The organism is Mycobacteriales bacterium (assembly GCA_035690485.1).
In the GTDB taxonomy this organism is placed as follows: Bacteria; Actinomycetota; Actinomycetes; order JAFAQI01; family DASSKL01; genus DASSKL01.
In genome coordinates, this window is the sequence record DASSKL010000074.1 from 1 (window position 1) to 19,713 (window position 19,713).

The following is a 19,713-nucleotide window of genomic DNA, read 5'->3' on the forward strand; positions in this document are numbered from 1 at the left end:
GCGAAGCAGAGCGGATATGCATGGGATGAGACGGTGAGGACGTGAATATCGGTGTGGTGTTCCCGCAGACCGAGCTCGGCGGCGACGTGGCGGCTGTACGTGCCTACGGCCAGGCGGTATCCGGGCTGGGGTTCACGCACATTCTGGCCTTCGACCACGTGCTGGGAGCGGACCCGACGGTGCACGCACCGTGGACCGGGCCGTACGACGTGGCAACGACGTTCCACGAGCCCTTCGTGATGTTTGGCTTCCTCGCGGCGATCACCCAGCTTGAGCTCGTCACCGGCGTCGTGATCCTTCCGCAGCGGCAGACCGCACTGGCGGCGAAGCAGGCCGCCGAGGTGGATCTGCTCACGTCGGGTCGATTCCGTTTCGGCGTGGGGATCGGCTGGAACCCGGTCGAGTACGAAGCTCTCGGCCAGCGCTTCGACCGTCGCGGTCGACGTCTGGAGGAGCAGGTGGAGCTGCTTCGTGCGCTCTGGACGACCCCGTCGTTGACGTTCAGCGGTGAGTTCCACCGCGTCACGGGCGCCGGGCTGGCGCCCCTGCCCGTGCAGCGCCCGATTCCGATCTGGATGGGCGGCAACTCGTCTGCCGCGCACCGCCGGATCGGCCGTATGGCGGACGGTTGGTTCCCCCTCATTCGACCTGGCGCTGATCTCGACGCCGCTCTCGATACCGTCCGCGCGGCTGCCGTCAATGCCGGCCGGGACCCCGCTGCCATCGGCATGGAAGGCCAGGTCATCTGGGACCCAGATGACGTCGAGCGGTTCGTTCGCCAGGTCGGCAAGTGGAGCGACGCAGGCGCGACGCACCTCTGCGTGAACACGATGGGCCTCGGCCTTGCGTCGGTTGACGAGCACGTCGTGGCTCTCGAGGCCGTGTCGTCAGCGCTCGGTCTGCACTGAGACGGAGATCAGCGCTCGAGCTTGCGTCGAGCACGCTGCCTTCGCCCGCGCCGGCCCGTCCGCCGCTTGGGTAGCTGCACTACATGCTGCTCGTGTGCCCCGGGCTGCGAAATGCGCGCCGCCGCGCAAGAACTGTCCCGTTCTGGGATGCCCTTGCGCGACATCGGACAACTGCTCGGCGTGTCCTATCAGCGTGCCCATCAGCTGGTCTCCGCTGACCTGTCGCGTGCGTCCTGACCTGCGCTGGTCGGTGCGCACTTCTAGCAGTCAGCGCCCCGCGCTTCAGGCGGAAACCGGTCGCTCTGGGCATCTTGCGCCAGGCCAGACGTTGGCGCTGGGACGATGAGAAGACGGCGCGGAAAGCGTACGGCCCAGGGCCTCAGCGAGCACCGCCGAACGCGTCCGAACGAGGCCGAAAATCCGCGTAGGTGCGGAGTAGCCTGAGCGTTCTTGCAGGCCAGAGGCCTGTTCTGCGTGGCGTCGACACCCGCCACTCTTGCAGCGTCGGGTTCAACTCCGGACAGTGTCGTCCACAGCAAGTCCGGCCGGGGTCAGGGCGTCGTCGAGGGCCTGCAGCAGGGTCTCGACGTCGAACGGTTTGGTCAGGTACGCCGTCGCGCCCTCGTCGAGGAGTCGCCGGACCTGGCCGGGGGTGGCGTCTGCGCTGACGATGATCACGGGAATGTGCGCGGTCACGGGGCCCTCGCGAAGTTGGCGGAGCACGGCATCACCGTTGATGTCGGGCAGGTGCAGGTCGAGCAGGATCAGCGCGGGTTGGTGCTCGCGGGCGAGGGTGATCCCGAGGCTGCCCTGCATGGCGGGGATCAGTTCCACCTCGGGTCGGCGCTCCATGATGCGTTCGACCAGGCGCACGTTCGAGATGTTGTCCTCGATGTAGAGGACCTTGTGTCGGGGGGACTCGGGGGTGCCCGGCTCGAGGCCGTCCGCGGGGGAGACGTTCTTCTCGTACTGGTCGAGGGGCCCATCGACGATCCGCAGTGTCGTCGTGAACCGGCTGCCTTCGCCGTGGGCGGAGCTCACTTCCAGTGTTCCGCCCATGGCTTCGGCGAGGCGGCGCGACAGCGCGAGGCCGACGCCGGCTCCCTCGACGTCGCTGCGTTCGGCGCCGAGTCGTTCGAACGGAACGAACAGTCGCGGAAGTTGCTCCGGGCGAATCCCGGGACCGGTGTCGGTGACGTGGATGCGCAGCTGGTCATCGTCACCGCGCTCGAAGGAGACCGTGACGGAGCCGCCGTCGTGGTTGTACTTGATGGCGTTACCGATCAGGTTGAGCAGGATCTGCTTGAGCCGCTGGCGATCGGCGAGGACGTGCAGCTGTGCGGGCGACGGCCGGTCGGCGTTGAGGCGTAGCCGACGGTGGGCTGCCAGCGGCTGCATGAGGGTGAGGCTGTCGGCGACGACTTCGCTGACCAGGACGGGTTCGGGTGACAGCGGGAGGGTGCCGGTCTCGATCCGGGCGATGTCGAGAACCTCGTTGATCAGGTCCAGCAGGTGCCGTCCTCCCTTCAGGATCTGATCGACCGATTCGGCCTGTGACTCGTTCAGCTCGTCGAGGCTGAGCAGCTGACCGAAGCCGAGGATCGCGTTGAGCGGGGTGCGCAGTTCGTGGCTCATGCGAGAGAGGAACTCGTCCTTCGAACGGTTCGCCGCTTCGGCAGTCGCGCGGGCCTGGCTTTCGGCGGCCGCGAACACCGCGCGCTCGTCCAGCGCCTGTTGCAGTTCCGTCGTCCGCTCCTCAACGAGCGCGAGCGCGTAGGCACGCCGCCGCACGAGCGTCTCCACGAGCACGGTGATCAGCAGCGCGCCGGCTAGTCCGGCGACGAGCGTCGCCCAAACGGCGTTGGCGGACAGGGATCCCACCAGCGGCTGCGGGCTGCTCGCGAGGAGCAGCCATCGATCAGTGCCCACGCTGATCTGCTGGCGGTCGACAGTGCCGGTCAGCGGCAGGTGACGGGTGGTAGTCAACACCAGGGTGGCGGGGTCGGGCCGGGTGGAGGCATAGAGCGCGCCTTCCAGCTCGCTGAACGGTCCGTCCTTGTTGGTGGAGGCGAACCCGTTGTCGCTCAGCGGCAAGTCCTCGTAGAGGACCATGCCGGTGCTGGTGGGGACCGTGAAGCTCAGCACCCTGCCGTCGGGCGTGTTCAGCACTCCCGCGGTCAGGCCGTGATTGCTGGCGGCTCGCCGCACGAGGCTGGCCCGGTCGGTCGACAGGGTGCTGCCGGCTGCCGGCCCGTTGCCGACGGATGCGACGACGACGACGGCCGACTGGGATACCTGCGCGGCGCCGATGGCACGCGCGTCCCCGAGCAACGCTCGCGCGGCGCTGGTGAACTGCGCTGTGGCGCCGGGCTGGGGTTGCGTGGTCAGCCCGAGCACCGGCAACGTTGCGGTGATCCCCTGGAATGCGGTGCTGAGGAGGACACCTGCCTCGCTCGTTCGCGCACGCAGGAGCCGCCGCTGTTCGTCGGCGACGGCTGCGCGCACGACCAGCGACGCGGCAACGGTCATCCCCACGAACACAATGAGGACGATCCAGGAGACCGGTCGCAGCGGGTTACCCACCTTGCGCTTGACCACGAACCCCGCCTCTGCCGTCCGGACGCTGTGCATGCCTATCGGCATCCGCTCGTGCCGACATGAGCGGGATTGTGGCGGCTGGGCCTATAGACGGCGTTTTGCGCGGCCGATAGAACTCAGGTGGAGGTGTCGGAGCAGTTGTCGAGCCGCTGTCTACCCAACTCCATGCCCCGTCAGCCCGCTGCCGCGGAGCGGGACGGGCTCGCGGCACTGGCGCATGATGCCGCGGCGCTCGTGGATGCTGTCGCGCTGGTCGTCGACGACAACGCCGACAACGTGCTCCTGCTGCGCCGGTTGCTCGAGCGTCTCGGTGTAGGCCGGGTGGTCGGAATCACCGACCCGCGGCAGGCCGTTGCGCACTACCAGATGCTCGACCCCGACGTGATCCTGCTCGACCTGCACATGCCGCATCTCGACGGGCTTGCCGTCCTGCACGCCCTGCGCAGGGTGATGCCTACTGACTCCTATACCCCCGTGCTGGTGCTGACCGCGGACGCCAGCGTCGCCGCGAAGGAACAGGCACTCCGGGCTGGCGCCAAGGACTTCCTCACCAAACCCTTCCAGCAGACCGAAGTCGTTCTGCGCGTGAAGAATCTGTTGGAGACACGGGCCTTACACCGCCTGCTGCAGCAGCACAACGCTCAACTGGCAGCCCAGCTTGCCGCGACCAAGGAGCGTGAACGCCGGCTTACCGAACAGCGCGAGGAGCAGCGTCGCCGCATCGAGGAGTTGCTCGACAAACAGGACATTACGATGGTCTTCCAGCCCATCGTCGACCTCACCTCTGGAGCCATCGTCGGCGCCGAGGCGCTTGCCCGGTTCAGCGGCACTCCCCGACGCCCGCCGAACGAATGGTTCGCTGACGCCGCCAACGTCGGGCTGCAGAACGAGCTCGAACTGCTCGCAGTGAGGCGAGCTGTGGGCCAGGTCGACGACCTGCCCGCCGGCACCTATCTGTCTGTGAACGTCACGCCGGACGTCGCTGTTGACGAGCGCCTCGTCTCGGCATTGGCCCCGGCAGTGGGGCGCTGCGTGCTCGAACTCACCGAACATGTTCGGGTCGAGCATTACGAGCAACTGGTGGACGCCGTCGGTGAACTGCGACGCCAGGGTGCCCGGATCGCGGTCGACGACGCCGGCTCGGGCTACGCCAGCCTCCAGCATGTCCTGCGGATCGCGCCGGACATGATCAAGCTCGACCAGCAACTCATCCGCGACATTGACCGCGACCCGGCACGCCAGGCACTTGCCACCGCGCTCGTCTCCTTCGGCAAGCAACTGGGAGCCACGATCACGGCCGAAGGCATCGAGACCCTGCAGCAGCTCGACACCCTGCGGCGCCTGCAGGTGCCATACGGCCAGGGCTACCACCTCGGCCGGCCGCGCCCGCTCCCGCTCCTCACGCTGCCCTAACGGCACCGGCGCCGGCACCGGCATTCCGGATTGCCCTGTTTGCGGAAGGCTGCCTGGCCCTGAGCCGGTCACACTGTTCTGGAGACCAACCGCACGACAGGAGCGTAGGTCTGGCGATGCAGGCCCACGACTACTACTTGCGGGCCATAGTTCGTAGCAGGACTACGACGATTCGAGCCGCGCAGGTGGCGGCGTGACAGGCGGTGACTCCTAGTGGCGACTCCTGTAGGTGAGGTCGCGCTCGCGGCGATGCGTGCCCACGGCGTGGAAACGATGTTCACGTTGTCCGGTGGTCACATTTTTCCGCTGTACGACGCTGCCGTGCGGGGAGCCACCACCGCAGGCACCGTCCGGCTCGTCGACGTTCGCCACGAGCAGAGTGCGGTGTTCGCGGCCGAGGCAACCGCGCGGCTCGGGCGGGTCCCCGGATTCGCGGCGCTCACCGCCGGCCCCGGTGTGACCAATGCCGTGTCCGCGTTGACCACTGCGCACTTCAACGGCTCACCGGTCGTCGTCGTCGGTGGTCGATCACCCGACGCCCGCTGGGGTGCCGGCGCCTTGCAGGAGCTCGACCACCCGGCTCTCCTCGCGCCGGTGACGAAGGCAGCCTGGACCCTCCACGACCCCGCGCAGGTCGGCGCGCGGCTCGACGCGGCCTGCCGCCTCGCGGTGACGCCGCACCGGGGGCCGGTGTTCGTCGACGTGCCGATCGACGTCATGTTCGCCCAGGCCGACACCGCGCCGGTGGTCTCGCCGGAGACCGTGCCGGCGGAGCCGGACGGGGAGTCACTGGCCCGCGCCGCTGAGCTGCTCGGGCAGTCCCAACGGCCGGTGCTCGTGATCGGTTCGGATGTGTGGCAGGCCGGTGCAGAGTTGTTGGCTCGAGAGCTTGCGGAGGCGCTCGATCTCCCGGTCGTCGCAAACGGGATGGGTCGCGGCGTCCTTCCCGGCGGTCACCGACTGCTCGTCAACCGTGCGCGTGGTCGAGCGTTCCGTGACGCCGACCTCGTGCTCGTGCTGGGTGCGCCGCTGGACTTCCGCCTCAACTACGGCACTTTCGGCGACCCGACCAGCCCGACGCCGGTGATCCACCTGGTGGATGCAGCCGACCAGGTCGGGTCGCACGCGCCGTTGGCCGCGAAGGTGGCGGGTGACCTGCGCCTGGCACTGGCGCAACTGCTGGCCCTCACCAGACAGCGTCTGGGCGGGGTGCCCCGGCAGGAGTGGACGGACAAGCTGCGTACCGACGTAGCCGCGGCTGCGGAGGGCGACGTCGCGCTGCTGGCTTCACAGGCGACGCCGATCCATCCCGCGCGCGTCGTCGGGGAGATCATGCGTCGCCTCGAAGCCGACGGCGTCATGGTTGTCGACGGCGGCGACTCGATCTCCTTCGCGGGCCGCTTCATCGAGCCTCGCCGTCCCGGTTGTTGGCTGGACTCCGGGCCCTACGGTTGTCTGGGCACCGGCGTGGGCTACGCGATCGGAGCCCGCATCGCCCGCCCGGAGTCTCAGGTCGTCCTGCTCCTGGGGGACGGGGCCGCGGGCTTTTCTCTCATGGACGTCGACACGCTGGTGCGCCATGCGCTCCCCGTCGTGATCGTGGTTGCTAACAACTCCTGCTGGGCGATGGAGAAACACCCGATGCGCCAGCTCTACGGCTACGACGTGCTGGCGGACCTGCGCAGCGGGACGTCGTACGACGGCGTTGCCCGTGCGTTGGGAGGTGCCGGTGAGACCGTGACCCGGCCGGACGAGATCGGTGCGGCACTCGATCGCGCGTTCGCCTCTGGGGTGTCGTACCTGGTCAACGTCATGACCGACCCAGAGGTGGCCTACCCGCGCTCGACGACGGGAGTGTGACCAGCCCGACGGTCGAGGTCCACCCGTACGTGCTTCGAAACACTCGGCACTCCGGTGCCCTTCGCCGACGTTGCAGACCTACCGCTATAGTCGCGTGGTGATTCGTACGCGATGCGCAGGGCGGGTCGGGGTCATGATCCCGATGCTCTGCCAGTGCCGCGTCGTGCGCTAGGCGCCGGGCGGATCCTCCTCTCTTTGCGACGTCGTCGCATCCTGCTCGTCACTCGCCGTTCGCCTGAGCGTTGCTGCTGCCACTGACTCTCGTGTACGCCCGCGGACTCTCCCATGCTGTAAGGGATTCTCGTGACTGAAACCCTGCCCGACGCCACGGCGCGGGTACGCCGGCGCTCCGCCCTCGACAAGCCGGCACCCGACTGGGACTTGGTCTACAAGCGCAACTACATCGAGCGGCTCAAGCGTGACCGGCCGCCGCTCGACGTGCGCGAGGAGCTGCCCGAGCTGATCGCGCGCGGCTACGAGGACATTCCCGAAGAGGACATCGTCCGGCTCTACTGGTGGGCCCTGGCTCACGACAAGCCCAAGGTGGGCACGTTCATGGTCCGGGTCAAGGTCGCCGGCGGCCTGGTCAGTGCGGCTCAGGTCCGCGCGCTGGCCCGGATTTCCCGCGACCACGGCCGCGACGAGGCGGAGCTCACCACACGCCAAGGCATCCAGCTGCACTGGGTGGCGCTGGAGCGACTGCCCGACGTGCTCGCCGACATCGAGGCTGCCGGCCTGACGACGTGCGGCGGCGAGGGCGACACCGTCCGCAACATCACCGGCTGCCCGGTTGTCGGCCTCACCGCCGACGAGCCGTTCGACGTCACCCCGGTCATCAGGGACGTGGCGCAGCACTTCTACGGCAACCCCGACTACTCGAACCTGCCGCGCAAGCACAAGTACACGATTTCGGCGTGCACGGCGCAGTGCAACGCACCGGAGATCTCTGACGTCGCGCTGCTCGCCGTCGAGCAGGGCGGCCGTGAGGGCTTCGCGTTGCGCATCGGCGGGGGCATGACCAACACGCCGCGCATCTCGCGGGACATCGGCGTGTTCATCCCGCGCGAGCAGACGATCGAGGTGCTGGAAGCGGTCACCAACGCGTGGCAGCGCGACCTGCGCTACCGCATCTCGCGGGCCAAGGCCCGGATCAAGTTCATGATGGACGACTACGGCCCCGAGGGGATGCGGGCGAAGATCGAGGAGACGCTCGGCCGCCCGCTCGAGGACGGCGCCGCTCCCGAAGCCAAGATCGATGCCGACCATCTCGGGATCCACCCGCAGCGCCAGGACGGCTTCGTCTACATCGGCGTACCGGTCCCGTCCGGGCGCATCACCGGCACCAAGCTTGACGTGATCGCCGACCTCGCCGAGAGCTACGGCGGCGACGTGCGCTTCACCCGCCAGCAGAACTTCATCCTCGGCAACGTGCCGGCCGACCGGGTCGACGACGTGCGGGTGACGCTGCGCGAGATCGGCTTCGACCTCGAGCGGGGACGCGCGTTCGGCCGTTCGATCGCCTGCACGTCCCACCAGTTCTGCAACTACTCGGTCGCCGAGACCAAGGGCAAGCTCGACGAGCTGCTCGAAGAGCTCACCGGGCAGTACGGCGCCGAGCGGATCGGCGACCTGGCGATCCACATGGACGGCTGCCCGCACGCCTGCGCCCAGCACTGGATCGGCGAGATCGGCCTGCAGGGCACCACGACCCGCGTCGACGGGTCCGACGAGCGGGTGGAGGCCTACGACCTCACGGTCGGCGGCGGGCTGGGCACCCGCACGGCCATCGGTCGGCGGCTGATGCGGCGGGTCCCCACGCACGAGCTCAACCGCGTGATGGACCGGCTGGTGGGCGCGTGGCTCGCCGAGCGCGACGCCCGGGCCGACCTTGGGTTCACGTTGGGCGACTTCTGCAACGCGCGCACCGACGAGGAGCTGATCACCGTCGCCACCGGCGGTGAGGTCGGCGCAGTCGACGCGGAGACCAGAGTCGCCGTCCGGCTACCGGGCCCGTTGCTGGAGCTCGTCAACGGCGAGGACCGGCTCGACGTGCACGCCGCCACCGTGGGCGAGGCACTGACCTCGGTGGCCGCGCGATTCCCGGCGTTCGGCGACACCGTGCTGCCCGGCGGGGAGGTGGCCGAGTCGTTCCTGATCGCGATCGGTGACGACGACATCCGTACCCTCGACGGGCTGCAGACCGCGGTCGCGCCCGGCCAGGACATCGTCATCGTGATGGCGATGTCCGGTGGTTGAGCCAGTGATTCCCCGACGATGCGACGAAGGACTGAGCAAATGACCCAAGCGCTGGAACTCGTCCCCAACCGGGTGATCTTCGACGACCTCGAGATCGGCGAGATCGCCCTCGACCTCGACGACCAGGAGCCCGAGGACGTCATCGAGTGGGGGCTGGAGACGTTCGGGGACCGCGTTGCGATCGTGACGGCACTGCAGGCCGACGGTATGGCGATCCTCGACATGGCCGTCAAGATCAAGCCTGACGTTCGAGTGATCACCGTCGACACCGGTCGGCTGCCGCAGGAGACCTACGCCTTCATCGACGAGGTGCGGGCGCACTACCCGTCGACCCAGTGGGACGTGCTCTTCCCCGACGCCGCCGAGGTCGAGGCGATGGTGCGCCGACGCGGCGTCAACCTCTTCCGGCAGTCCGTCGAGGAACGGATGTTCTGCTGCCAGGTGCGCAAAGTCCGGCCACTGGTAAAGGCGCTGCAGGGCCTCGACGCCTGGTTCACCGGGCTGCGCCGTGACCAGTGGGCGTCCCGGGCCGCGATCAAGAAGGTCGAGCTCGACCATGACCACGAGGGCATCGTCAAGATCAACGCGCTGGCCGACTGGGAGGGCCAGGAGGTCGATGCCTACATCGAGCAGCACGGTGTACCCCTGCATCCGCTCTACGCGCAGGGCTACACCAGCCTCGGCTGCGCCCCCTGCACCAGGCCCATTCAGGCGGGCGAGAACGACCGTGCCGGCCGCTGGTGGTGGGAGACCGGCGCGCCGAAAGAGTGCGGCATCCACTGCCCGATCGAGACCGGCAGCTTCGAGCACGAGGCCGCGGCGATCTTCGCCGAGGCGGCGGGCAAAGCCGGCCACTGACGATGTTCGCCCTCTCCGAGGACGAGGCCGTTGCCGTCAGTGAAACCCTCGCTGCGCTGCTGACGGTGCTCCCGCCCGGCAGGGACGACGCTTACCGGGCACTGGCCACCGCCGTGACCTCGAGGGAGGTGGGCGACGAGCAGGTGCCTCTGCTCCAGCGCGCCTGCGCGCTCGCGCTCGAGACCGGCAAGGCGCGCGAAATCGGCCGGGCGGAGAGCGAGCGGTTGCTGCTCGGCGTCTACCGCCGTACGCCGGGGGGCAAGGCACTCAGCGCTGAAGCCGCCGACGTCAACAAGGTGCTGGCCAGGCTCGCCGGCCGGACGCTGACCTCGGCCCGGATCACCGCCCGCATGCCCGGCCGCTACCTGCTCAACCTGGTCGTGGACGGGGTCGACGTCGCACTCGCGATCGAGCCCGAGGGCTTAGAGGTGCGCCACCTTCAGACCGGTTGACCGGACCGCCGGACTCGACGAGACCGCTGGAGTGGACGGCCGACGCAGCGCGAGCTGGGGCCTTCGCCCTGTGCTCAGTCCTCGAGCAGGAACGTGACCAGCATGTCGACGCGGTAGCTGGCTACGCGCCCTTCCTGGACCTGGACGCTTTGTTCTTTGATCCACGCCGATTTGATGCCCCGTAACGTCTGGCCGGCGCGGGCGAGTCCTGCATCGATCGCGTCCTGGAAGCTGGTGTCCGACTCAGCAGTGATCTCTGTGACACGCGCGACGGTGGTCATGGCGGTTCCTTTCGAGAGGGCGACGGCCGGAGGTGTTGGTGAGATGCAGCACTGGCTGCACCAGGTCGGGCGCTTGTTCAAGCCAGCCGGTCACCTGTCGGTCGGCCGTCAGGGCCGTACAGGGTCAGCGGAAGGGAGATGCCGCGGAGCGCGATGAGGCACATGTAGCGCAAGGCCTCGGCGCGGTTCTCGAGCGTGAGCTTGACCGCCACTCCGTCGCCGTCGTGGATCTCCCACCCACCACTGGGTCCGTCGGGCCGGCCGGTCTCTACCAGGGCTGTCGGCGGTGCGGTGCCGGTTGTCGTCGCAGGCCGTGCGGTCAGGACGTGCACGTTGCCGGTCGGCAGGTCGACGAGTTGCGGCAGCACGAAGTCGCTTTGACGTTGTCTCATTGGTCTACTCCTGCCGTAGTAGTCGAAGAACTGCGTGCATCCGTGCTCGTCGTCATCGAGTGCGGGCGGGTACTTGGGCGAGATGCGCGGCGAACCAGGACCCGGCGAGTCTGGCGATGTCGTCGAGTGCGCCAGGCTCTTCGAACAGATGGGTGGCGCCGGGGACGATGCTCAACCGGTTCGGGCATCGCAGCCGCATCTGGGCGGCCCGGTTGAGGTCGATGACGACGTCGTCGCGGCCGCCGACGATCAGCAGGGTGGGGGCCCGGACAAGACCCAGCCGTGGGCCCGCGAGGTCGGGTCGGCCGCCGCGGGACACGATGGCCGCCACGTCGTTGTCCGGGTCGGCGGCGGCCCACAAGGCGGCGCCGGCTCCGGTGCTCGCCCCGAAGTAGCCGACTGGCAGACCTTCGGTGCCGGGCTGGTGGTGCAGCCAGGAGGTGACGTCGAGGAGCCGGCCGGCGAGCAGTTCAGTGTCGAAGACGTTGCTCCGGTCGGCCTCTTCCTCGACGGTGAGCAGGTCGAAGAGCGCGGTGCCTAGCGGGGCAGCGTTGAGCGCGGAGGCCACGTAACGGTTGCGGGGGCTGTGCCGCGAGCTGCCACTGCCGTGCGCGAACACGACGATGCCCAGGGAGCGGTCCGGGACGGTGAGGTGTCCGGCAAGCAGGACCTGCCCGGCGCGGACTTGGACTTCTTCGTCGCGGCCCGGTGGGTCCGCCACCAACGTCAGGCTGCGTTCGCTTCCCGAGCCCATCTCAGCGGCCGGTCCGTGCGCGGCACGTCGGAGTAGCTCGGCGACCTGCTCGTCGCTGGTCTGCGTGAAGTCGGCGTAGAACTGACCGACGGCGTAGAACTCGTCCGGACTGGACAGGCAGATCACGGTGTCCGCATCCGGCCGCAGTCGCTGCTCCACCCCTCGGGGTCCGACCGGCACGGCGAGGATGACCTCAACGGCGCCCCGGGCCCGGGCGACCTGACAGGCGGCGCGCGCCGTGGAGCCGGTGGCGATGCCGTCATCGACGATGATCACGGTTCGACCGGCCAACGGCACTGGCGGCCGGTCGCCGCGGAAACGTTCGGCGCGGCGTTGCACCTCGGCGCGTTCGCGCCGCTCGATCTCGGCAAGTTCCTGGTCGCTGACCTCAGCCAGACGGACGACGTCAGCGTTGATGACGCGGGCACCCGATTCGCCGACCGCGCCCATCCCGACCTCGGGTTGAAACGGCACGCCGAGCTTGCGGACCACAATCACGTCGAGCGGAGCGCCGAGGGCGCGTGCGACTTCGAACGCCACTGGCACCCCGCCCCGGGGCAAGCCGACGACGACCACATTCCGGCTGGCGTACGACGTGAGTGCTCGTGCCAGATGACGCCCGGCGTCTACTCGGTCGGCGAAGCGCATCGCAACCTCCCGCGGCGGGCCCAGACCTTGAGTGCATCTCGCGTGAGCCGGCCAAGGAAGGGCCGAAGGTCACCAGCATCTGCGGCTCCGTCGGTGTCGGCCGGTCGGGACGGAGGACCTTCGGCCCTTCCGCATTGAGGGTCGAGATGAGTGTGCTGGTCGATGTGAACATCGGTCTGATCGCGCCGCCGTGGATCCCAGTCCCGCCACCGTCGTACGGCGGGACAGAGGTGGTGGTCGACAACCTGGCCCGAGGGCTGGCAGCGCGCGGTCACCATGTCCGGCTGTTCACGGTCGGCGCATCGACGTGCCCGGTGCCTCGGTCGTGGCTGTTCGATGAGCCCGTGACCCCGATGGGGGAGACGGTGCCGGAGGCCGCCCATGTGCTTGCCGCCTACGACGCGCTGACCGACCTCGACATCATCCACGATCACACGGTCGCCGGTCCGCTGTCCTGGGCTCGGACCCATCGCGGACCAGTGATCGTCGCCACCAACCACGGCGAGTTCACACCAGCACTGCGCGCGATCTACACAGCAACCGCGCGGCGGGTGGCTCTCATTGCGATCTCTCATTCGCAACGCGACAGCGCGCCAGAGGTTCCGGTCGCTGCGGTCATCCATCACGGCCTCGACCTCGACGCGTACAGCTTCGGACCAGGTGGCGGTGGCTACCTGTTGTTTGTCGGGCGGATGAGCCCGGACAAGGGCGTCCATCGGGCGATCCGCCTGGCCCGCCGGATGGGTCGCCAGCTGGTGGTCGTGTCGAAGATGTGGGAGTCGGCCGAACGCACATACTTCGAGCGGCACGTGGGGCCCTTGCTCGGAGCTGACATCGACTTGCGTCTGCACGCGACCCTGACCGAACGCGTCGAACTGCTCCGCCACGCCGACGCCCTGGTCAACCCGATCAGCTGGCCGGAACCGTTCGGGCTCGTCATGGCCGAAGCCCTTGCGTGCGGCACACCGGTCCTGGCCGCCCCCTTCGGCGCGACCCCGGAGATCGTCGACCACGGTCGCACCGGATTCGTGTCCGCCGACGAGGCGGAGTTGGCCCGCGCCCCGATCGACCTCATCGACCGGCGATCATGCCGGGATGCTGCCAAGCGGCGTTTTTCCCTGGACCGAATGGCACGGGACCACGAACGCCTCTATGAGCAGTTGCTCGACGAGTGTGTGGATGGTGTGACCGTCAGGAGCGGGGTCCGGGTCAACACCGCGACACGCGACGCCCCGAACAACGGTCGGCCAGCGGTTGTTCGTTAGAACCGGAGTGTCGCGCCGACTCCGCCGACCAGTGTCATCTCGTCAGGTTCGAGTACGACGACGTCGCTGTCTTCCGCGATCGCGGCGGCGACGAGAGCATCCACGAGCTCGTCAGCAGTCTTCATCAGCGGTGATCGCCGGTGCGCCTGGCTCAGTCGGGAGCATGCGTCGAGCCGGCGTTGCGCTTGTCGGTGAGAACACGTACGGAATCGGGGAGTCCGCTGATACGGACACCGTTGTCGTCGACGTCGAGGCGTGCCCGCGCGGACCCGATCGCCCATCGTTCGACCGACAGGGGGAGAAATTCCGGCGGCAGCTTGGCCGACACGGCGAGCTCACCGGCCGGCATTCTTGCGCTGAAGTCCAGCAGGCTTCGCAGTAGGAACAGCGGGGTGGCTGCGGCCCAGGCCTGGGGTGAGCACGAGGTCGGATACGGCAGTGGGGCGTCGAACTCGGTGCGGTCGAATCCGCACCAGAGCTCGGGCAGTCGGAATCCGAAGGCGGCCGCCGCATCGAGCAGCGCCAGACTCACTCGCTGCGCCTGGTCGACGAATCCGTACCGCATCAGCCCGGCGACGGTGATGGCGTTGTCATGTGGCCAGACCGATCCGTTGTGGTAGCTGAGCGGGTTGTAGGCACCCATCGAGGTCGCGAGAGTGCGAATGCCCCAGCCGCTGAACATCTCCTCCGACAGCAGCTGCTCGACCACCGACGCTGCCTTGTCGTCGTCGACGATGCCGGTCCAAAGGCAGTGACCGATGTTGGAGGTGATGGCGTCAACGGGCTTCTTGTCCCGGTCGAGCGCAACCGCGTAGTAACCACGGTCCGGCAGCCAGAACGCTTCGTTGAAGGCACGCTTGAGTGCCCGTGCCTTGCTTTCCCAGTGCTCGGCGCCGCTCGGATCGCCGTGGTCTCGGGCGATGCGGCTGCGGGCCCTGTAGGCGGCGTAGACGTAGCCCTGCACCTCGCACAGGGCGATCGGTGGGGCGGCGAGTTGGCCGTCGGCGAAGTTGATCCCGTCGCCGGAGTCCTTCCATCCCTGGTTGGCAAGGCCGCGGTCGGTGGCGCGCTGGTACTCGACGAACGCGTCGCCGTCGCGGTCGCCGTACTCCTCGATCCACGAAAGGGCTGCGTCGGCATGCGCTAGTAGCGGCGCCAGCTCTTCAGCAGGCAGTCCCCAGTCGTGCGTCTCGCCGAGCAGCGCGACGAACAGGGGGGTTGCATCCGCCGTGCCGTAGTAGACGTGGCCCCCGCCGAGGGCCAGGCCGGTCTCAGCGCCGAACCGTATCTCGTGCAGGATCCGGCCCGGTTGTTCCTCGGTCAGCGGATCGAGCCTGCTTCCCTGGTGTCGGGCGAGGGTCTGGAGCGTGCCGAGGGCGAGCTTGGGTTCGAGGGGGAGCGCCATCCAGGCGGTCAGGAGCGAGTCGCGGCCGAACACGGTCATGAACCACGGGGCGCCGGCCGCGACGACGTCCTCCTCTGGATGGTCGGGATCGTGGATCCGAAGCGCCCCCAGGTCACGCTGCCCGGTGCGGATCGCAGCCGCCAACGCAGCATTTGGGGTCGTGACGACGGGGCCGTTGTCGGCCCACTCCCTCCCGCGGCGCGAGGGACCGGCGAGTTCCGGTGGTTGACCGCAGGGGTAGGCCGCTTCGATCGGGGTGCCGTCGATCGCGAAGCGCACTTGCAGGCAGGTTCGCCACTGTTGACGGGGTGGGATGGCGGCGGTGAAGGTGAGCAACTCGCTGGCGTGTGTGGAGGCGCCGTCGCTGGTGACGTGCACATCGCGGCTGCGCCCGAGCCACCGGTAGGCGAAGTGGACTCCGGTGGCGTCGGCAGCGTCGACCGCGGTAACCCGGTCGGGGTGCGCGACGGCACGGTTCTCCTTGACGGCGAACAGGTCGGCGAAGTCGGCGTCGAGCAGCAGGGTGATCACGCATCCGGCGGTTTCCTGCCCGAGGTTGCGGACGACAACATCCTCGCGCATGCCGTCGCCGAGGTAGCGGTGGCGCAGCACCAGCAGGTGGCTGTCGGCCTGGCCGGCGCGTGGCGGCACCCGGCTGATGAAAGTCGCGGCGTACGGTTCATGCCGCTCGCTGGCGACCGGTTCGAGCGGGTGACCGTCGACGCGGAGCTCCCATCGGGACAGGCAGCGCAGGTCGCGGAAGAACAGTCCGTAGGGGCCGCCGGCCAGTATGTCCCCGCCCGGCGCGGCGACGCAGAACAGGGACCCCTCGACGAGGGTCTGTGCATCGTCCTGTGCTCCGGTCACCGGCGGTGCGCCGGTGTAGCTCCAACTCTGGTTCATGACCCGACCGAAGAGTTGACACGCGCCGACAGCCACGATGCGGCGTCCGTAGCCCCGCTGGGAACGGGCAGTAGCAGCACTGGAATCGTTGTCTCGGCGATTGTGGCGCGCACGGTCCGGGCCCGCCCGGCGGAGAGGTTCTGCGCCCATCCGAGTGCGATCAGGTCAGCGTGCTCGCTGGCGGCCACGTCGAGGATGTGTTCCCCGGCGCTTCCGCTACGCAGCTCCATCCGGACGTCGGGATGGTTGCAGTAGCGGCGGAGGAACTCCTCGACCCAGCTCTGCCGGGCATGCACGGGTTGGTCCCAGAACTTGGGCACGGTGGTCTGGTCGAACACGTGGAGCACGACGATGTCCGCCCCGGACGCGTGGAACATCCTGACGAGTCCCGTGACGGTCTCGGCGGACTCGATGCTGCCGTCGAGCGGGACCAGGATCCGGTCGAGGGCAGCCGACGGGTGCGCGTGCCGGCCGACGGGGATGATGACCACCGGTGTCGGGCACCGCTGGATGACGTCGGTGACCAGGTGGGCGGCGTGGCCGGCGGAGTAGGGAAGCGCGGCCATGTGGACTTGGGGGTCGTCGACTGCGCGCAGTACGGCGGCGCTGTTGTCGGCTGGGCGCGAGGGTAGTTGCCGTCGGTCGATGTCGAGGTGAAGGCTGCGGGCGAGAGCTTCGGCGACGGCGTTCACGCCAGGCGCGTCGTCGGGTTTTGCGGTGAAGGCGATCAGAGTCGGCATCAGCGGTGCACCACCCATCCCAGGTCGGACTTGACGAGATGCACCTGCCTGGTCATGTCGACGTCGGCCCCGGAGCGGGTGCGCACGGGCAACGGGCCGCTGCTTGTGATTGTCGCCGCGTCGCGTTCGACGCGAAGGTCGACCCGGCGGCCGAGGCAGCCGAACCGCAGGTGCAGGCTGCTCCACCGGAGCGGGAGCCGAGGGTCGATCTGCAATGCGCCATCGACGACGCGGGCACCGGCAAAACCGAACAACAGCGCCTGCCAGACCCCGCCGAGGGTGGCGAGGTGAAGGCCCGAAGCCGTCATCCCGGTGAGGTCGTCGAGATCGAGCCGCAACGCGATGTCCAAGTGAGTCAGTGCTTCGTCCGGCCGGCCGGCCCGGGCCAGCAGCGAGGCCGTGATCGCGGGCGACAGCGACGAGCCGTGCGCTGTCCTCGGCAGGTAGAAGTCGAGGTCGGCCTGGAGCGACCCGTGGGGCATGGCGTCCGGCAACAGATGGTGCGCCATGAGCACGTCCGGTTGTTTGATGATCTGCGCCGCGGATGTCCGGGCCGCGCCCAGGAGCAGGTCTGCGGCCAGTGGTGGTGTCCCGATGTCCGCGACGAGCAGGGGTTCCAGCTGGTAGTAACCCGCGAACTGCTCGTGTCGACCTGTCGTCGGGTCGTGGCCGTCGACGAGGGCGTCGGCCAGCCGTAACCAACCTGCCGTTTCTGTCGACGGCGCCTCGAGCGCGGCGGCACGCCGAAGGTTCCAGCGGGCGAGGACGTTCGTGTAGGCGTTGTCGTCCACGTTCTCGTGATACTCGTCCGGGCCGATCACGTGCCTGATGTGCGCCGTCCCGTCCCGCTCGGTGCGAGCTCGTGTCGCCCAGTAGCGGGCGGTCTCGCAGATCAACGGGCGGCCGGCATCGTCGAGGAATGCGTGATCGCCGGTCCAGCCGGCGTAATGCGACGCGGCCCAGGCGATGTCAGCGGTGATGTGCTCTTCGAGCTGTCCGGTGAGGATCGGCACCCATTCGCCGTCTGCTCGACCCGAGGACGGGGTGACGTCGTCGCCACGCGACGCCGACTCCCACGGGAACCGGACGCCGCCCAGACCTTTGAGCTGCGCGATCGACCTGGCTTGCGGGAGTCGCCGGATCCGGTACTCGAGCATCGCGCGCGCCGCGGCCGGGGACATGGTGGCGACGGCCGGCAGTACGAACACGTCGGCGTCCCAGAACACATGACCGGCGTACCCGGAGCCGGAGAGCCCGCGAGCGCCCACCGCCGCATCCCCGCGACGCGCGACGCTGTTCCACAGCTGGAACAGCGCGTACCTGGCCGCCAGTTGCGCCCGCGGATCATCGGGAATGCTGACATTCGTGACGGTCCAGCGTTGCGCCCAGGCAGCGCGATGGTCGGACAGCAGCCGGTCGAAGCCGCGTTGTCGGGCTCGCTTCAGCGTGTTGAGCGCGCGGCCGGTCGGCGGTGGTCGCCCGGCATCAGTGGCATAGGCGGTGACTCTGTCGATCACGCGTCGACCAGTGTCGCGCCTGACCACCTCGGCAGTAGCTGCTGCGATACCGCCGCGGTCACCGACGGTGCGCGCCCACGTGACACCGTTCGCCTGGCCCGAGGTCATCGGTTGGTCGGTCGGCTGGGTCAACGGAGGTCCTGGCGTGAGTCGTCGCGACGGGCCTTCGGCGCGCATGACGACCACGCCGCGGTCGGCTGCCGCGACGAAGCGCATCGTTCGTACGGCGCCTGAATGATCCAGCTGTTCCCGATGAAGCACACCAGTTCGCAGATCGAGCAGCCGCCGCTGTGCTCCGCCGGGGGCGTGTTGTCCGTCGGTCCGGATCTCGAGTGACAGGGGCGACGGGGCGGCGAGCAGGTGTTCGGCCGGCCCCAGCCCGTCGTAGACGCCGGACGCCAACACAGTGGGCCCGTCCTGCGGAACGTGTTCCTCGGCGGCCCCGCGTACGCCGATCACTCCGTCGCCAAGGCTCAGCAGGGTCTGCCGCGCACGGACACTGAGAGCGTCATCGCCGGTGAGGGCGAGCGTCCAGGCCGGGTCCTCATCGACGGACGGCACCCGGCGATGGTCCCGTCGCTGCAGCTGCTCGTCGAGCAGTCGCAGGAACGTCGAGGGCCCTCCGGGCCGATGCACGACGCCGGTCGGCACTCCGGTGGGTTCGACACCGACGGAGATTGCGGTGAGCCGCGCGGCGCCGACGGTCCGCAGCAGCAGAGAGTCACTTCCCGCGACGCCTCCGAGAGCGCCGAACTCGTCACCGACCACTAGCGCGAGGCCCGGCCCGATTCCACGCTCGGCGAACTTGCGAAGCAACGTGTCCATGGAGTCGGATTTGTCCGTCAGGCCGATCTCGACGTGCTTCACGTCGCTGGTGACCCGGGGCTCGTTGAGACCGGCCTCCTTGCTCGCGAGCAGCGCAAGATCGACCACCGCGGAAAGCGCGGGGATGCCGGCCCTGTGCAACCGGTCGGTGACGGCGGTAAGCAGTTCGCCGATGCGGGCCTTCGGCGGGTTCGCCCACGCCGGCTCGGGGATAATGTCGACCTTGCGCCGGTTCAGCCGCTGCGACACCAGCGACGCCGTCAGTCCGAGGGCAGCCAAGCGCTCGATCAACAGAGTGGCAGCGCGGTCCAGTCCGCGCTCTTCCTCCGCCGTTGCCACCCGGCGGGCGACCAGCCAGGGCCCCCGCTCACCGACGAGGAACAGCTCGGAGCCACGATTGAGCGCCAGGAACAGCCGCCCAGGACCGCCCGGACGAGCCGCTAGCTGACCATCGATGTTGCCCAGGTGGGTGCCGCTGACAACCGCGACATCGACGCAGCGCGCGCACAACGCCTCGACCCGTCGGCGCACGGCCAGGGCGGATGCGCGACGGTCGCGGACCGCGGTCCCGTCCCAGTCGAAGACGATCGCTTCGAAGGTGCGATCCAGGCCGTGCACCCGATCACGATGGTCCGTTC

15 protein-coding genes are annotated in these 19,713 nt (G+C 68.8%); 7 read left to right on the plus strand and 8 right to left on the minus strand.

What is annotated here, in order from left to right:
* Positions 1 to 41 precede the first annotated feature (41 nt).
* Positions 42 to 908 (plus strand): LLM class F420-dependent oxidoreductase, encoded by an 867-nt coding sequence (locus VFJ21_10610; GenBank protein ID HET7407571.1) that lies wholly within the window; start codon positions 42 to 44, stop codon positions 906 to 908.
* A 510-nt stretch (positions 909 to 1,418) separates the two neighbouring features.
* On the opposite strand, the gene VFJ21_10615 is transcribed toward VFJ21_10610, so the two are convergent.
* A complete protein-coding gene (locus VFJ21_10615) occupies positions 1,419 to 3,506 on the minus strand; it encodes an ATP-binding protein (protein HET7407572.1) in 2,088 nt (695 codons plus the stop codon).
* A gap of 120 nt (positions 3,507 to 3,626) precedes the next feature.
* On the opposite strand from VFJ21_10615, the gene VFJ21_10620 reads away from it, so the two are divergent.
* The 5 genes from VFJ21_10620 to VFJ21_10640 all read left to right on the plus strand — a co-directional run bounded on the left by VFJ21_10620 (position 3,627) and on the right by VFJ21_10640 (position 10,345).
* Positions 3,627 to 4,919, plus strand: coding sequence for an EAL domain-containing response regulator (locus tag VFJ21_10620; GenBank protein HET7407573.1), 1,293 nt, complete (start codon positions 3,627 to 3,629; stop codon positions 4,917 to 4,919).
* A gap of 213 nt (positions 4,920 to 5,132) precedes the next feature.
* Positions 5,133 to 6,779, plus strand: a complete 1,647-nt coding sequence (locus VFJ21_10625; protein HET7407574.1) for an acetolactate synthase — start codon at positions 5,133 to 5,135, stop codon at positions 6,777 to 6,779.
* Between the two features lie 303 nt (positions 6,780 to 7,082).
* Complete coding sequence (locus VFJ21_10630; GenBank protein HET7407575.1) at positions 7,083 to 9,035, plus strand: MoaD/ThiS family protein; 1,953 nt, start codon at positions 7,083 to 7,085, stop codon at positions 9,033 to 9,035.
* A gap of 39 nt (positions 9,036 to 9,074) precedes the next feature.
* Positions 9,075 to 9,893 (plus strand): phosphoadenylyl-sulfate reductase, encoded by an 819-nt coding sequence (locus VFJ21_10635; protein HET7407576.1) that lies wholly within the window; start codon positions 9,075 to 9,077, stop codon positions 9,891 to 9,893.
* 2 nt (positions 9,894 to 9,895) lie between these two features.
* A complete protein-coding gene (locus VFJ21_10640; protein HET7407577.1) occupies positions 9,896 to 10,345 on the plus strand; it encodes a hypothetical protein in 450 nt (149 codons plus the stop codon).
* 74 nt (positions 10,346 to 10,419) lie between these two features.
* On the opposite strand, the gene VFJ21_10645 is transcribed toward VFJ21_10640, so the two are convergent.
* From VFJ21_10645 to VFJ21_10655, 3 genes are all read right to left on the minus strand, one after another.
* Entirely contained in the window at positions 10,420 to 10,626 is a 207-nt protein-coding gene (locus VFJ21_10645; protein ID HET7407578.1) for a dodecin family protein, read from the minus strand.
* 77 nt (positions 10,627 to 10,703) lie between these two features.
* The gene (locus VFJ21_10650; GenBank protein HET7407579.1) at positions 10,704 to 11,018 is read right to left on the minus strand and encodes a hypothetical protein; all 315 of its coding nucleotides are present in this window, start codon (positions 11,016 to 11,018) and stop codon (positions 10,704 to 10,706) included.
* Between the two features lie 52 nt (positions 11,019 to 11,070).
* The gene (locus VFJ21_10655) at positions 11,071 to 12,420 is read right to left on the minus strand and encodes a phosphoribosyltransferase (GenBank protein HET7407580.1); all 1,350 of its coding nucleotides are present in this window, start codon (positions 12,418 to 12,420) and stop codon (positions 11,071 to 11,073) included.
* Between the two features lie 146 nt (positions 12,421 to 12,566).
* Between VFJ21_10655 and VFJ21_10660 the strand changes: the two genes are divergently transcribed.
* Positions 12,567 to 13,685, plus strand: coding sequence for a glycosyltransferase family 4 protein (locus tag VFJ21_10660; GenBank protein HET7407581.1), 1,119 nt, complete (start codon positions 12,567 to 12,569; stop codon positions 13,683 to 13,685).
* On the opposite strand, the gene VFJ21_10665 is transcribed toward VFJ21_10660, so the two are convergent.
* From VFJ21_10665 to VFJ21_10680, 4 genes are read right to left on the minus strand one after another with little or no spacing between them, the layout of a single operon-like run.
* Positions 13,682 to 13,810, minus strand: coding sequence for a hypothetical protein (locus VFJ21_10665; GenBank protein ID HET7407582.1), 129 nt, complete (start codon positions 13,808 to 13,810; stop codon positions 13,682 to 13,684). The two genes, VFJ21_10660 and VFJ21_10665, sit on opposite strands and share 4 nt — an antisense overlap.
* 26 nt (positions 13,811 to 13,836) lie before the next feature.
* Positions 13,837 to 15,993: a glycogen debranching N-terminal domain-containing protein gene (locus VFJ21_10670; protein HET7407583.1), complete on the minus strand. Its 2,157-nt coding sequence runs from the start codon at positions 15,991 to 15,993 to the stop codon at positions 13,837 to 13,839.
* Positions 15,990 to 16,733, minus strand: a complete 744-nt coding sequence (locus VFJ21_10675) for a universal stress protein (GenBank protein ID HET7407584.1) — start codon at positions 16,731 to 16,733, stop codon at positions 15,990 to 15,992. Before VFJ21_10675 ends, VFJ21_10670 begins: the two co-directional genes overlap by 4 nt.
* Entirely contained in the window at positions 16,733 to 19,693 is a 2,961-nt protein-coding gene (locus VFJ21_10680) for a glycosyl hydrolase family 65 protein (protein HET7407585.1), read from the minus strand. Before VFJ21_10680 ends, VFJ21_10675 begins: the two co-directional genes overlap by 1 nt.
* Between the last annotated feature and the right edge of the window lie 20 nt (positions 19,694 to 19,713).